Raw genomic sequence first — 14,073 nt, 5'->3', positions numbered from 1 at the left:
GACGCGGCAAGGTCAAGAAGGGCTTCTTCTGGGCAATCGCCTCCGATGATCGCGGCCATGGTGGCCAAGGCCCGCCCATCGTGCTGTTCCACTATGCGCCGGGGCGCGGCGGCGAGCATGCCGAACGCTTCCTTCAAGGCTTCGGCGGACAGTTCCTGCAGGTTGACGCCTATGAGGGCTATGACCGGCTGACACGCCTGGAGCGGCCACAAGGACCGTGGCTGCTCGTCCATTGCTGGAGCCACCTGCGCCGACGTTTTGTGAAGCTGGCGCGCAACACCAAGTCCCCGATCGCCGAAGCTGCCGTGCGCCAGATCGCTACGCTCTACGCCGTCGAGGCGACGGTGCGCGGCATGACGCCACAAGCTCGGCTCGCCGCCCGACAGCAGTACTCCACCCCGATCATCGCCGCCTTGAAGCCGTGGTTTGAAAAGCAATTGTCGATGATCTCCTCGGGCTCAAAGCTGGCCGAAGACATCCGCTATGGTCTTGCCCATTGGGAAGGGCTCACCCGCTTCCTCGGCGACGGCCGGCTCGAGCTCGACACCAACCCGGTCGAAAACGCCATCCGGCCCGTATGCTTGACCAGAAAAAATGCTCTCTTTGCTGGCCATGAGATCGGGGCCGAAAACTGGGCGCTGCTCTCATCCGTCGTGGCCACCTGCAGGCTCAACGACGTCAATCCCGTTGCCTACCTCGCCGAAACCCTCGAGGCCATCATCAACGGCCATCCACAGAGCCAGATCGAGGAACTCATGCCCTGGCGATTCCGGAAAACATCAAGCCCAAACCCATAGGTGATCGGCGAGGCGCTTACTCTTTACCCACTTAAGCAGCTTCCGATCTTATGCAGCGCGGACCTCAGCGCGTGCGTCACCCGGCTATTAGATTTCAAACTGAAACACGTATTTTGGTGTCGGCGGGACAGCGCCCCTCTCTGGCGTGCCGGCCATCTCCCCCTCAGGTGGGGAGATTGGCTAATCGCCAACGCTGGCGCCGGCCCTCATCCGCCCTTCGGGCACCTTCTCCCCGTATGACGGGGAGAAGGGGAGTGGGTGCTTTACGCAAACGCCCCATGACAATGCTTGTACTTCTTCCCTGAACCACAGGGGCAGGCCTCGTTGCGGCCGACCTTGCCCCAGGTCGCCGGGTTGTTCGGGTCGCGGTCTTCGGGGGCGACGGTGGCGTTGGTCTCCTGGCGGACCAGAAGTGCGGTCTCGCCGCCGTCGAAATCGTCCTCGCCGGTGAAGCCGTCGATATGGCTGCCGAACATGTCGGGGGCTTCGGGCGGCGGCGCGTCGGCCGCCTGGCGGACCAGTTCGACGCGCATCAATTGCGCGGTGACGGCCTGGCGCAGATTGCCCAGCATTGCCTGGAACAGCTCGAACGCCTCGCCCTTGTACTCCTGCAGCGGATCGCGCTGGGCATAGCCGCGGAAGCCGACGACCGAGCGCAGATGGTCGAGATTGACGATGTGCTCGCGCCACAGATGATCGAGCGTCTGCAGCACCACCGAACGCTCGACATAGGTCATCACGTCGGGACCGAAGCGCTCGGCGCGCTCCCTGGCGGCGGCGTCGGCGGCTTGGCTGATGCGCTCGCGGATGTCGTCCTCGGCAATGCCTTCTTCCTTGACCCAGTCCTCGATCGGCAAATCGAGATTGAGGAATTCGGCGATCTCGGCCTTGAGGCCGGCGACGTTCCACTGCTCGGCATAGGCGTTTTCGGGGATGTTCTTGGCGACGACCTCCTCGATGACGCCCTCGCGCATCTCGGTGATGGTCTCGGACAGGCCTTCGCCGTCCATCAGCTCGATGCGCTGCTCGAACACCACCTTGCGCTGGTCGTTCGAGACGTCGTCATATTTCAACAGGTTCTTGCGGATGTCGAAGTTGCGGGCCTCGACCTTCTTTTGCGCCTTTTCCAGCGCCTTGTTGATCCAGGGGTGGATGATCGCCTCGTCTTCCTTGAGGCCGAGCTTCTGCAGCATGCCGTCCATGCGCTCGGAGCCGAAGATGCGCATCAGATCGTCCTGCAGCGACAGGAAGAATTTTGACCGGCCGGGGTCGCCCTGGCGGCCCGAGCGGCCGCGCAACTGATTGTCGATGCGGCGCGATTCATGGCGTTCGGTGGCGAGCACGTAAAGACCGCCGGCGGCGAGCGCCTTTTCCTTCAGCCGGGCGATGTCGTCGCGGATTTCCTTTTCCTTGGCCTCGCGCTCGGGGCCGGCCGGCATGTCGCCAAGCTCGTCGGCGATGCGCATGTCGGCATTGCCGCCGAGCTGGATGTCGGTGCCGCGGCCGGCCATGTTGGTGGCGATGGTGATGGCGCCGGGTTTGCCGGCCTGGGCGACGATCGCCGCCTCGCGCTCATGGTGGCGGGCGTTCAGCACCTCGAAATCCTTAAAACCTTCCTTGCGCAGGCGCTCGGCCAATTGCTCCGACTTTTCAATCGAGGTGGTGCCGACCAGCGTCGGCTGGCCCTTGGCGCGGGCTTCCTTGATCTCCTTGACGATCGCCTTGTATTTCTCCTCGACCGTCCGGTAGACCTCGTCGTCCTCGTCAATGCGGATGACCGGCAGATTGGTCGGGATCTCGGTGACGTCGAGATTATAGATGTTGGCGAATTCCTCGGCCTCGGTCAGCGCCGTGCCGGTCATGCCGGCGAGCTTCTTGTAGAGGCGGAAATAGTTCTGGAAGGTGACCGAGGCGAGCGTCTGGTTCTCCGGCTGGATCGCCACATGCTCCTTGGCTTCGAGCGCCTGGTGCAGGCCCTCCGAATAGCGGCGGCCGGGCATCATGCGGCCGGTGAACTCGTCGATGATGACGATCTCGCCGTTGCGGACAATATAGTCCTTGTCCTTCTGGAACAGCCGGTGCGCCTTCAGCGCGTTGTTGACGTGGTGGACGATGGCGACGTTCTCGACGTCGTAGAGCGACTCGCCCTTGAGCAGGCCGGCATCGCGCAGCATGTTCTCCAGCTTCTCGGTGCCTTCCTCGGTGAAGATCGAGGTTTTCTGCTTCTCGTCGATCTCGTAGTCCTGCGGTTGCAGCTGGATGATGAAGGTATCGATGGTGTTGTACATTTCCGAACGGTCCTCGAGCGGACCGGAAATGATCAGCGGCGTGCGCGCTTCGTCGACCAGGATCGAATCGACCTCGTCGACGATCGCGTAGCTGTGGCCGCGCTGCACCATCTGGGCGCGCTCGTATTTCATGTTGTCGCGCAGATAGTCGAAGCCGAGTTCGTTGTTGGTGGCGTAGGTGACGTCGGCGGCGTAGGCGACCCGGCGCTCCTCGTCGGACAGGCCATGGACGATGACGCCGACCTTGAAGCCGAGGAATTTGTAGACGCGGCCCATCCATTCGGAGTCGCGCGTGGCCAGATAGTCATTGACGGTGACGACATGAACGCCATTGCCGGCGAGTGCGTTGAGATAGACCGGCAGCGTCGCCACCAGCGTCTTGCCTTCGCCGGTGCGCATCTCGGCAATGCCGCCATTGTGCAGCACCATGCCGCCGATCAGCTGCACGTCGAACGGGCGCATGCCGAGCACGCGGCGGGCGGCTTCACGCACGGTGGCGAAGGCCGGCACCAGGAGGTCGTCGAGGCTGGCGCCGTTGGCGATGTCCTGGCGGAATTTGTCCGTGCGGGCCTGAAGCTCGGCGTCGGAAAGCGCCTGCATCTCGTTTTCCATGGCATTGATCGCCTCGACGCGCGGCCGGGTCGATTTGACCCGACGATCGTTGGAGGAGCCGAAAACCTTACGGGCGAGACCGCCGAGACTGACCATCCAATGGTCCTTTCGATAGCTTCCAAGTCATTGCGACGGGTGCCGGCCGGCCCCATCAAATCCACATGAACGCGGACAAACGCAAAAAGCGCCCGGAAAACGGTTCTGGACGCAAAGTCGTTGGACAGATAAGAGGGGGCTCATTCGATGTCAACGCCGCGCTCGCCCTGTCGAGCGCGCCAAATTCCGCCACAATCCTGCTGGTCTGGAAGCCATTCCGTTCTAGCTACCCCGCTTTGGAGATAATCGTAATGTCCGTATTGTTCCGCCGCGCGTCGCTCGCCAGCCTTGGTCTGGCATTCGGGCTGTCGGCCCTCTCGCTGTCGCCGTTGATGGCGCAGGAAGCCGCCCCTCCCCAGCCGGCAGCACCCGCCCCGGCGGCCAAGCCGGTCGATCCGAACGCCGTGGTCGCCACCATCAACGGCCAGACGCTGACCGAGGCAGACCTTGGGCTTGCCGAGGGCGAGCTGTCGCAGCAGTTCGCGCAGCTTCCGCCCGAGCAACGTCGCGCCGCGGCGCTGTCGGCGGCGATCGAAATCCGGGTGATGGCGGCTCAGGCGGTGACCACCGGCCTCGACAAGGATCCCGAGTTCCAGCGCCGCATGGCGTTCCTGCAGCAGCGCGCGCTGCATGGCGAAATGGTCGAAAAGGGCGTCGTCAACAAGGTCACCGATGCCGAGGTCCGCGCCCGCTACGACCAGGAAATCGCCAATACGCCGCCCACCAATGAGGTGCACGCCCGTCACATCCTCGTGAAGACGAAGGAAGAGGCAGACGCCATCATCAAGCAGCTCGATGGCGGCGCCGATTTCCAGAAGCTCGCCAACGAGCACACCAGCGATCCGAGCGGCAAGACCAGCGGCGGCGATCTCGGCTGGTTCGGGCCCGGCCAGATGGTGCCGGAATTCGACAAAGCTGTGTTTGTGCTGGCGGTCGGCAAATATACCGAGCAGCCGGTGCAGTCGCAGTTCGGCTGGCACGTCATCAAGGTCGAGGACAAGCGCACCAAGCAGCCGCCGGCCTTCGACGAGGTCAAGGACCAGGCGCGCCAGGCGGTCATCCGCGACAAGTATTTCGCGCTGGTCAAGTCGCTGCGCGCCAACGCCAAGGTCGACATCCCCGATGCGAACCTGAAGAAGACGGTCGACGCACTGGAAAGTGCCAAGTAGGCCGGCCTGCGGGCTGAGCCCAGTCCGCAGATTGAGCTACGACAGGGCGCGTTGCCGCCCTGTCGCTCTACCTGGGGGCGCGACCGATGACGCGTCGACGCCTCCGCCGGACCGCCGTGGCGTCGCCGGCATCGTCAGCGACTATGCCTTTCAAGACATAGCGGACCGCCTTGCGTAAGGTCGCTTCGTCCTCGTCCAGGCGGTCTGTCAGAAGATGGGTCCAGGCAAACGAGGCGATCAGGTCGGCGACGACAGTGGCATCGACGTCGGCAGCCGCTTCCCCCCTTGCCTTGGCGCGTTCGACCATCTGGCCGGTATGGGCACGACGCCCTCTCGCGTATTCGGCAAGGGCGGCGGCGGCGTTTTCATCCGACTGTGCCTCGGCGATCAGCGATCTGAACACGCTGCCCGACGATGTGTCGTGCCAGTGCGCGAACAAGCTCTTCAGGAAGCCGACGAGATCCTCCTCCAGGTTCCCGGTATCGGGATTGTCGACGCGCTTTTGCCGTTGATAAACGTCGAGCAGCAGGGCGGCCTTGCTTGGCCACCAGCGATAGATCGTTGGTTTTCCCGCGCGCGCCCGCCGCGCCACCGCCTCGATCGAGAAGCCGGAATAGCCGGCTTCGACCAGCACTGCCTCGGCGGCGTCGAGAATGGCGTCGGCGCTCTCGGGGCTGCGCCGTGCGCCGACCGACCTGCGACCCGGATCAGCGGTTTCGTCCATCTCATCCTCCTTGCCCATGATTTTCAATAGCCATCATACACGGCCTCTTGACGAAACGAAACGATCCGTTTTATATAACGGAACGTTCCGTAACGATAAGGAGAACAGCAATGACATCGACCGCCGCCACGCGTTTTTCGCGCCTGCGCTTCGCCCTGCTGGTGCTGCTCGGCGTCTACCCGCTGATCACTGCCATTCTGTACGTGATCTTTCCGCTGACCGAGGAATGGCAGATCTGGCAGCGCACGCTGGTCATCGCGCCGCTGATGGTCTCGATCATGATCTGGGGACTGATTCCGGGCGTGCAGCGGGCTTTTCGCGGGTTCATCAACCCAGCCGTCCGGTGATGGTCATTTCAGCGCTTGCGACGTTTCCGACGCAACGCGCCACTCGCCGTCAGTCATGACGAGTTCCAGCGTCACCCGTGCCTTGCCGGTCAGGCGCTGCGCCGATTTGTCCTTCGGCACATAGTCGTAGCTCATTGCGAAAACCGCATCGGCGCGGTCCTTGCCGTGCGGCGTCACCTCAAGGCTGCCGGGCTCGAGATCGAACGACCACGACGCCCATTGTGCGAACCAGTCGGTCTTGACCTTGACGATGGCCTCGCTGTCGTAGCGGGTGCCGTAGATGGTGGCGGACGAGCCGTAAAGCCGCTTGACGGTCTCGCGCATCGCCCTGGCATCAGGCGCCAGATAGTCGTCGCGCAGGAATTTCTCGATGGCGCTCCTGTCGCCGACGGAGCGCTCGAGCGCTGCGACCTCAGACGCGGGCGCCGGGCTGACGGTCGGTTTCGGTTGCTGGGCAGTGTCTCCGCCCGGCACGAATTCGAAACGCTCGAGCAGAGATCCCTGCTCCCAGGGACGCTGCGCCTCGCGCGTTTCAGAAACGACGTCGCGGCGCACCGCGATCATCATGTCGTTGATGCTTTGGCCAGGCTCGGCCATATGCCGCAAAAGCGCGGCGGCGAAGGGCGAGTTGCGCCCCGTCCCGTCCATTGCGACAGCGCCGGGCGCCGTCGAGAAGGCGATGAACGAACCGCGCGTCGACTCGAACTGGGCAAGGCCGGCGAGGGCCGTCGCCGACCGGGTCGTGGCGCTGCGGCTGAGACTTCGGGCAAACGGGTTGTTGCGGCAGGCATCGAGGAAGACCAGGCTGACCTTGGTCTGCTGCTCCATAATGTCGAGGACCTCGTCGATCGGTACCGCCTCGAGCTGCAGTTTGACCGGCATATCCAGCCTGGCGTCGACCGGCACGATGAAGTTGCGTCCGTCGACCTGCAGGCCGTGGCCGGCATAGTAGAACAGCCCGGCACCGGCGCCTTGCAGCGCATCGGAGAATTCGCCGATCTTGCGTTCGAGCTCGCGCTTGCCGAGATCGTTGCCTTCGATCACCTCGAAACCGATGGCGCGCAGCTTGTCGGCAATGTCGAGCGCATCGTTGACGGGATTGGCCAGCGTGCCGGCTTCGGCGTAGCTGCCGTTGCCGACCACAAGCGCCACGCGCCGCGCCGTCTGCGCATCCGCCCGCAACAGCAGAAAGCCTAGAAACGCCAGTGCCAAGACCACACGCCTGCCCATGGGCAGGACCATAGCGCTATCGGCCGCAGCGATCCCAACAAATTTGCAACAGCCTTGCTTGCGGCATGAGGCAGTGTCAGGCGTCCGGCACCCGTAACGGCTGTGAAAACGCCTTGCGCCGGCGCGCGCTATCGGGCAAACCGGCGTTCCTTTCGCGATTTTTCCCGCCCCGGGGTCTTCCATGTCCGCACAGGTTTCGCCGCTCGCGCCGAAGAAATATCCCAAGATGCCGGCCATCGAGGGCGCACGCATCGCCACCGCCGAGGCAGGCATAAAATACAAGAACCGCACCGACCTGCTGGCCATGGTGTTCGACGCCGGCACCTCCGTCGCCGGCGTGTTCACCAGGTCGAAATGCCCGTCGGCGCCGGTCGACTTCTGCCGGCAGAATCTCACGGCGGGCAAGGCGCGGGTGCTGGTCGTCAATTCCGGCAATGCCAATGCCTTTACCGGCCAGAAAGGCCGCGCCTCGACGGCACTCACGGGCGAGGCGGCGGCGAAGGCTGCCGGCTGCACCGCGGGCGAGGTGTTTCTGGCCTCGACCGGCGTCATCGGCGAACCGCTCGACACCGGCAAGTTCAGCCATCTGCTGGCCGGGCTGGTCAAGGACGGCAGGCCGGAATTGTGGACCGAGGCCGCCAAGGCGATCATGACCACGGATACCTACCCCAAACTGGCGACCGCAACGGTCAAGCTCGGCGATGCCGATGTCACCATCAACGGCATCGCCAAGGGCGCCGGCATGATCGCGCCCGACATGGCGACGATGCTTTCCTTCATCGCCACCGATGCGCCGATCGCAGCACCGGTGCTGCAGGATCTTTTGTCGCGCGGCACGGCCAAGACCTTCAACGCGGTGACCGTCGACAGCGACACCTCGACCAGCGACACGCTGCTGATCTTCGCCACAGGTGCTGCCGCCAGGCGCGGCGCGCCGGCAATTTCCGACCCCAAGGATGCGCGCCTCGGTGCGTTCCGCCGTGCCCTCGGCAAGGTGCTGAAATCGCTGGCACTGCAGGTGGTGCGCGACGGCGAGGGCGCCCGCAAGCAGGTCGAGGTCACCGTCACCGGGGCCAAATCGGCCCGCTCGGCCAAGCGCATCGCGCTGTCGATCGCCAATTCGCCGCTGGTCAAGACGGCAGTCGCCGGCGAGGACGCCAATTGGGGCCGTGTCGTCATGGCCGTCGGCAAGGCCGGTGAACCGGCCGACCGCGACCTTTTGTCGATCTGGTTCGGCGACAACCGTCTGGCGTATCAGGGCGAGCGCGACGCGGCCTATTCCGAAGAGGCGACTTCGGCGTATATGAAGCGCGACGAGATCCGCATCCGCGCCGATATCGGCATCGGCCGCGGCAAGGCGACGGTGTGGACCTGCGATCTCACCAAGGAATATGTCGCCATCAATGGCGATTATCGGAGCTGATGACGTTGGCTTCCAGACATCCGGCAAGCGTGTTGGCGATCGTGCGCCGCTATGAGGCGGCGGGCTTTCGCGCCTGGCCTGCGGCCGCCGTCCATTATGACGGCACCTGGGTGGTGCGGCTGACGGCCGGCCATCCGGCCAAGCGGCTGAATTCGGTCAATCCGCTCGATCCGGGCGACATCCAGCACATTGCCGAGCGCATCGGTCGCGCCAGCCGCCGCTTCGACGCCTATGGCAGGCCGCTGACCTTTCGCATCTCGCCGCTGTCGGGGCCTGATCTTTCAAAGTACCTCGACAGCGAGGGCTGGAGCACATTCGCCGAGTCGCTGGTCATGCGGCTGCCGCTGGCGGACGCCGCGCTCGACGATGCCATGGACCAGATTCCGTTGAAGGACATCAGCCGTTTCATCGGCGCGGCGCTCAAGGTGAGCGGTTCGGATGTGTCGCTGCGGCCAGGCCTGTCGGAAATCGTCGGCGCCATCCAGCCGGAGGCCGGGCTGTTTGCGCTGGAGGACGGCAGCGAGCCGCTGGCAACGTTGATCTGCGTGCATGACGGCGACCTTGCCGGACTGTTCGAGATCGCCACCGACAGATCGGTGCGCAACCAGGGCCATGGCCGCCACCTCATCCGGTCGGCGCTGAAATGGGCGCGGTTGCGCGGGGCGCGGGAAGCCTGGCTGCAAGTCGAGGCGGACAACGCGCCGGCGCTGGCGCTTTACCGCTCGCTCGGATTCGACGAAGTCTATCGCTATCACTATCGCCGGCCATCCGGCGCATGAGCGGTTCGAGCACGGTCGGCAAGCGCCTGCTCCTGGTCGCCGCGTGCGCGCTGGTCGATGCCGACGGACGCGTGCTTTTGGCGCAGCGGCCCGAAGGCAAGCAGCTCGCCGGCCTGTGGGAGTTTCCGGGCGGCAAGGTCGAGCCCGGCGAGACGCCGGAACAATGCCTGATCCGCGAACTGTACGAGGAGATCGGCATCGAGACCGATATCCCTTGCCTGGCGCCGCTGACCTTTGCCAGCCATTCCTACGATGATTTTCACCTGCTGATGCCGCTGTTCGTCTGCCGTCGCTTCCGCGGCATTGCGCAGCCGAAGGAAGGGCAGGTGCTGAAATGGGTGCGGCCGCGCCAGATGCGCGATTTTCCAATGCCGCCGGCCGATGCCCCGCTGATCCAGTTCCTCATCGATCTGCTGTAACGGTCGACCTCCTGTAAACCGGGCATCTCCGCGACGCGATATCAGCAGCGTTAATGAAAGATTTATCTGGCCGTGAAAAATTGACACAAGGCGGTTACGCCGATTCCACCGCTGGGGAGCGATTGCATGAGCCTCGACAAGGACTGGGACTCGCCTTGGCCCGACCGCCTTCCTGGCGCCGCTAATGCCGGCATGGGAATATTGCGCATCACCCTGCTGTTCGGCTCGGCCGCGGTGGCTCTGGCCTTGATCGCGACACCCTACCTCGACAGCCGAACCCGGTCGCAATCTGCCCGCGATAGCTTTACCAGCGGTCTTGACACGATGAGCACCGGCTCGATCGGCAAGCGCGACAGCTACACGCTGCGCAAGAGTGTGCTGCAGCCGCTGCCCAGTTCGATCTGTATGATACGCACCAATGGCAGAAGCAGCGGCGACTGCTGACGTTCGTCGACAGATCTCGAGAATGCAGCTGTTTCACTGCCCGTTAAGCCTGTCGCGTTAACCTTTCTTAAGGGGTCGACGCTAGGTTGCGGCAAGAGGGATCGGCGCCCATGAAAATCTTGCTGCAACGATTTTTAGAAGACGAGAGGGGTGCGACGGCTATCGAATATGGTCTGATCGTTGCCGTGCTGTCGCTTGCCATTGTCACTGGCATCGGCCGGGCTGCCGGCGCGATCGAGTGGCTGTTCAGCGACAATAGCAGCAGGCTTGCCAACGCTTTTGCGCAGTAATCCGCTTACGGGCCGCCGGGATTTTCCAGGATCGTCTTCAGCGATATTTTTGCGGAGCCCGGCTTCAGCGGCTTTTGCTGAGAGGCATCGGGCGCCCAGCCTGACATCCAGACCATCGAGAAACTCGCCCTGACGCGGCCATCGGCGTCCGAAAACCGCTCCGCATAGATTTCGGCGGCGCGCGCGAACAGCGCTCGCGTGCCCGGCCGTCTGCTGCGGTCGATGAGCGCGCTGGTCTCGCCCATGGCGCGCAGATCGGCGATCAGGCCAAACAGAGAATCGTAGCGCACGGTGATCGTCTCGACGTCGGCAACCGGTAGCGCCAGACCGGCGCGCTGCAGGAGCGCGCCGGCGTCGCGGACGTCGGTGAACGGGATGACACGCGGGCTGGCGCCGCCGTAGAGCTCGGTCTCGGCCGCAAGCAGGCTTTCGCGCATTTCGGAAAGCGTCCCAGTGCCGGCGAATGCGCCGAGGAAAAGCCCGTCCGGCTTCAGCGCCCGGCGGATCTGCACCAGCATGCCGGGAATGTCGTTCATCGCCTGCAGCGACAGCAGCGACACCGCAAGATCGAGGCTTTCCGGCTCGAATGGCACGGTTTCCGGCGGCGCCACCAGTCCCGACCGGCCATCCAGGAAAGCGGCGTCGGCCTCCACGCGCACGATTTCCGTCACCTTCCCGCTTTCGGCGAGCACCTCGACTGCTGCCGGCGTCTGGCAAAACAATGAGGCTGCGTTGCCGAACCTACGCTCGACGGCGCCGAGCCGGTCGGCAAGATCCTCGGCCGCCCGCCGCATGAGGAAATCCGCCCCGGCGATGGGACGGGCCAGTGCGCGGCGCTTGCGCGCCAGCCAGAGCGAAGTGTCGATTACAGGCTGCAATGGGCAGGTCCTTGTTCTTCGCTCTCTGATATAGTGATGCGGAGGACCAACCACGTGGCCGATCCGATGCCAGAGATCAAGCGTATTGCGATCAAGAGCATTGCCCGAAAGGCATTGGGCTGGCCGGCGCGCCATTTGTTCCCGCCGGTCTGCGCCGGCTGCCGTCGCCATGTCTCGCAGCCGGGCGTATTGTGCGGCGCCTGCTGGCCGAAACTCAGGCTGCTGGAACGGCCGTGGTGCCCGGTGATGGGCACGCCGTTCACCCACAATATGGGCGAGGGGTTCCTGTCGGCAGAGGCAATAGCCGACCAGCCCCCTTCGAGCGCGCGCGGGCGGCGGTCGCCTATTCCGGCGTTGCCCGCCAGATGGTGCAAGGGCTGAAATACCAGGACCGCACCGATCTGGCGCCGTGGATGGCGCGCTGGATGCTTCGCGCCGGTGCCGAGCTCGTCGCCGAGGCCGACGTGATCGTACCGGTGCCGCTGCACTGGCGACGTTTCTTCAGGCGGCAGTTCAACCAGTCGGCGGAACTGGCGCGGGCGGTGGCGCAGCTCGGGGATCGGCCTTTCGCGCCTTCTGCCATCAAGCGCGTAAAACTCACGCGCCAGCAGGTCGGGCTGGAGCGGCCGGAACGCGAGGAAAATGTCCGCGCCGCATTCAAAGTGCCGGATGAGGCGGAGATCGAAATCGCCGGCCGCCGGGTGCTGCTGATCGACGACGTCTACACCACCGGCGCCACCGTCCGCGCGGTCGCCAAGGCGTTGAAGAAGGGCGGTGCCGGCGCGGTCGACGTACTGACCTTCGCACGCGTGCTGCCAGGGGACTTTCGGGCAGACGAATCGGCGCCTATATAGCCTATATGACAGCGGAACGAGGCAGGATTGCTGACCGATGGTCGATGTGACGATCTACACGCGGATGATGTGCGGCTATTGCACGGCGGCCAAGCGGCTGCTCGACAGGAAGGGTGTCGCCTATACCGAGCACGATGCCTCCTTCTCGCCGGAACTGCGTCAGGAAATGATCTCCCGCGCCCACGGCCGTTCCACCTTTCCGCAGATATTCGTCGGCGGTACGCATGTCGGCGGCTCCGACGATCTCCACGAATTGGAGGCGGAAGGACGGCTGGACAAATTGCTCGCCAACGGCTCGACCAGATAAGGACATGACCATGGGTGCTTTCAAGGCGGCGGCGATCCAGATGCGTTCGGGAACCAGCCCGGAGCGCAATGCGGTCGATCTGGAACGGCTGGTGCGCGAGGCGGCAGGCCTTGGCGCGACCTATATCCAGACCCCGGAAATGACCGGCGCGCTGATCCGCGACAGCCAAGCACGGGCCGCCTCGTTCACCTCCGAGGACAAGGACATCATCGTCTCGACGTCGCGGAAGCTGGCCAAAGAGCTCGGCATCTTCCTGCATATCGGCTCGACCGCCATTCTGCGCGCCGACGGCAAGCTCGCCAACCGCGCGCTTTTGTTCGGGCCGGACGGCGCAATCCTTGCCGTCTATGACAAGATCCATATGTTCGACGTCGATCTAGACAATGGCGAGAGCTGGCGCGAATCCGCCGCTTATGAGCCGGGGACGGAAGCCGTCGTCACCGAAATCGAGGCTGCGAAGCTTGGCTTCGCGGTTTGCTACGATCTGCGCTTTCCGCAACTGTTCCGCGCCGAGGCGCTGGCCGGCGCCGATCTGCTTTCGGTGCCCGCCGCCTTCACCCGCCAGACCGGAGAAGCGCATTGGCATGTGCTGCTCAGGGCGCGCGCCATCGAGAACGGCGCCTATGTCGTTGCCGCCGCGCAAGGCGGATTGCACGAGGACGGCCGCGAAACCTATGGCCATTCACTGATCGTCGATCCCTGGGGGCGCGTCATCGCCGAGGCGGCGCATGACGAGCCGGCGGTGATCGTCGCCGAAATCGACCCGGCGCAGTCCGTCGCCGCGCGCAAGAAGATACCGAACCTCAAGAACGCACGCGATTTTGCGGTCAACGCCGGTTCGGCGGAGGCGCCGCGTCTTAGGGGTGCTGCCTCTTGATCCGCTTTTCCCTGATCTGCGAGCATGAGCACGAATTCGAAGCCTGGTTCCGCAGTAACGACGATTTCGACACCCAGAAGAAGCGCGGCTTCGTCGACTGCCCGACCTGCGGCTCGCACAAGGTCGAGAAGGCGCTGATGGCGCCCGCCGTCTCGACCGGGCGCAGCCAGGAAAAGATCGCGCTGGCCATGGGCGAGGCGCAAAAGCAGGCGCTGGCCCAGCTCAAGGCGATGGCGGAGAAGGTGCGCGAAAACGCCGATTATGTCGGCGACAAATTTGCCGAGGAAGCGCGCAAGATCCATTTCGGCGAAAGCGATCCGCGCGGCATCTATGGCGAGGCGACGCTGGAGGAGGCCAAGAGCCTCGCCGAGGACGGCGTCGAGTTCTTGCCGATTCCAAGCTTTCCCGACGACCGCAACTGATCCGTCAACTTGCTCCGGACATAACGAGGCATCTCTCCGCCAGGCAGCGCCATGATCGTGAAGGTCGGCGCCGCCGCCAGCGACAGCCGACCGGGGGCGCCGCGGGCGGCGATGCTG

The 14,073-nt window shown here is 64.3% G+C and carries 15 protein-coding genes and 1 pseudogene; 12 read left to right on the top strand and 4 right to left on the bottom strand.

Annotated elements, in window-relative coordinates; all coding sequences use genetic code 11:
• A partial coding sequence (tnpC, locus tag NKI85_RS17630; protein ID WP_352777119.1) for an IS66 family transposase occupies positions 1–797 on the top strand: 797 nt, incomplete at its 5' end.
• A 263-nt stretch (positions 798–1,060) separates the two neighbouring features.
• Here the strand turns inward: tnpC and secA are convergent.
• On the bottom strand, positions 1,061–3,793 hold the full coding sequence (secA, locus tag NKI85_RS17625) for a preprotein translocase subunit SecA (RefSeq protein WP_352525002.1): 2,733 nt from the start codon (positions 3,791–3,793) through the stop codon (positions 1,061–1,063).
• 251 nt (positions 3,794–4,044) lie between these two features.
• Between secA and NKI85_RS17620 the strand changes: the two genes are divergently transcribed.
• Positions 4,045–4,962 carry a peptidylprolyl isomerase gene (locus tag NKI85_RS17620; protein ID WP_352525003.1) on the top strand — a complete coding sequence of 306 codons (918 nt, stop codon included), beginning with the start codon at positions 4,045–4,047 and terminating at the stop codon, positions 4,960–4,962.
• A 67-nt stretch (positions 4,963–5,029) separates the two neighbouring features.
• Here the strand turns inward: NKI85_RS17620 and NKI85_RS17615 are convergent, their stop codons facing one another.
• A complete protein-coding gene (locus NKI85_RS17615; protein WP_352525005.1) occupies positions 5,030–5,686 on the bottom strand; it encodes a TetR/AcrR family transcriptional regulator in 657 nt (218 codons plus the stop codon).
• Positions 5,687–5,796: 110 nt separating this feature from the next.
• Between NKI85_RS17615 and NKI85_RS17610 the strand changes: the two genes are divergently transcribed.
• A complete protein-coding gene (locus tag NKI85_RS17610; RefSeq protein ID WP_352525007.1) occupies positions 5,797–6,033 on the top strand; it encodes a putative antibiotic biosynthesis monooxygenase in 237 nt (78 codons plus the stop codon).
• 3 nt (positions 6,034–6,036) lie between these two features.
• On the opposite strand, the gene NKI85_RS17605 is transcribed toward NKI85_RS17610, so the two are convergent.
• Positions 6,037–7,251 carry a caspase family protein gene (locus NKI85_RS17605; protein ID WP_352525215.1) on the bottom strand — a complete coding sequence of 405 codons (1,215 nt, stop codon included), beginning with the start codon at positions 7,249–7,251 and terminating at the stop codon, positions 6,037–6,039.
• Between the two features lie 193 nt (positions 7,252–7,444).
• On the opposite strand from NKI85_RS17605, the gene argJ reads away from it, so the two are divergent.
• The 5 genes from argJ (at position 7,445) to NKI85_RS17580 (ending at position 10,618) form a co-directional block, all read left to right on the top strand.
• Positions 7,445–8,686: a bifunctional glutamate N-acetyltransferase/amino-acid acetyltransferase ArgJ gene (gene argJ, locus NKI85_RS17600; protein WP_352777114.1), complete on the top strand. Its 1,242-nt coding sequence runs from the start codon at positions 7,445–7,447 to the stop codon at positions 8,684–8,686.
• Entirely contained in the window at positions 8,686–9,465 is a 780-nt protein-coding gene (locus NKI85_RS17595; protein WP_352525009.1) for a GNAT family N-acetyltransferase, read from the top strand. Before argJ ends, NKI85_RS17595 begins: the two co-directional genes overlap by 1 nt.
• Positions 9,462–9,884, top strand: a complete 423-nt coding sequence (locus NKI85_RS17590) for a (deoxy)nucleoside triphosphate pyrophosphohydrolase (protein WP_352525011.1) — start codon at positions 9,462–9,464, stop codon at positions 9,882–9,884. Before NKI85_RS17595 ends, NKI85_RS17590 begins: the two co-directional genes overlap by 4 nt.
• 126 nt (positions 9,885–10,010) lie before the next feature.
• Complete coding sequence (locus NKI85_RS17585) at positions 10,011–10,328, top strand: hypothetical protein (protein WP_352525012.1); 318 nt, start codon at positions 10,011–10,013, stop codon at positions 10,326–10,328.
• Between the two features lie 110 nt (positions 10,329–10,438).
• Entirely contained in the window at positions 10,439–10,618 is a 180-nt protein-coding gene (locus tag NKI85_RS17580; protein WP_352525013.1) for a Flp family type IVb pilin, read from the top strand.
• Between the two features lie 5 nt (positions 10,619–10,623).
• Here NKI85_RS17580 and NKI85_RS17575 read toward each other — a convergent pair whose 3' ends face one another.
• Positions 10,624–11,496: a class I SAM-dependent methyltransferase gene (locus NKI85_RS17575; protein ID WP_352525014.1), complete on the bottom strand. Its 873-nt coding sequence runs from the start codon at positions 11,494–11,496 to the stop codon at positions 10,624–10,626.
• Between the two features lie 54 nt (positions 11,497–11,550).
• Here NKI85_RS17575 and NKI85_RS17570 point away from each other — a divergent pair.
• The 4 genes and pseudogenes from NKI85_RS17570 to NKI85_RS17555 all read left to right on the top strand — a co-directional run bounded on the left by NKI85_RS17570 (position 11,551) and on the right by NKI85_RS17555 (position 13,956).
• Positions 11,551–12,350: pseudogene (locus NKI85_RS17570) on the top strand (ComF family protein).
• A 37-nt stretch (positions 12,351–12,387) separates the two neighbouring features.
• A complete protein-coding gene (gene grxC / locus NKI85_RS17565) occupies positions 12,388–12,657 on the top strand; it encodes a glutaredoxin 3 (RefSeq protein WP_352525016.1) in 270 nt (89 codons plus the stop codon).
• A 10-nt stretch (positions 12,658–12,667) separates the two neighbouring features.
• Positions 12,668–13,534, top strand: a complete 867-nt coding sequence (locus tag NKI85_RS17560; RefSeq protein WP_352525018.1) for a carbon-nitrogen hydrolase family protein — start codon at positions 12,668–12,670, stop codon at positions 13,532–13,534.
• A complete protein-coding gene (locus NKI85_RS17555) occupies positions 13,531–13,956 on the top strand; it encodes a DUF1178 family protein (protein WP_352525020.1) in 426 nt (141 codons plus the stop codon). Before NKI85_RS17560 ends, NKI85_RS17555 begins: the two co-directional genes overlap by 4 nt.
• Positions 13,957–14,073: the final 117 nt, after the last annotated feature.

This window comes from Mesorhizobium sp. M0571, from assembly GCF_040320985.1.
Lineage (GTDB): Bacteria > Pseudomonadota > Alphaproteobacteria > Rhizobiales > Rhizobiaceae > Mesorhizobium.
The sequence above is the reverse complement of the archived record's forward strand: the minus strand, read 5'-3'. Positions and strand labels throughout refer to the sequence as shown.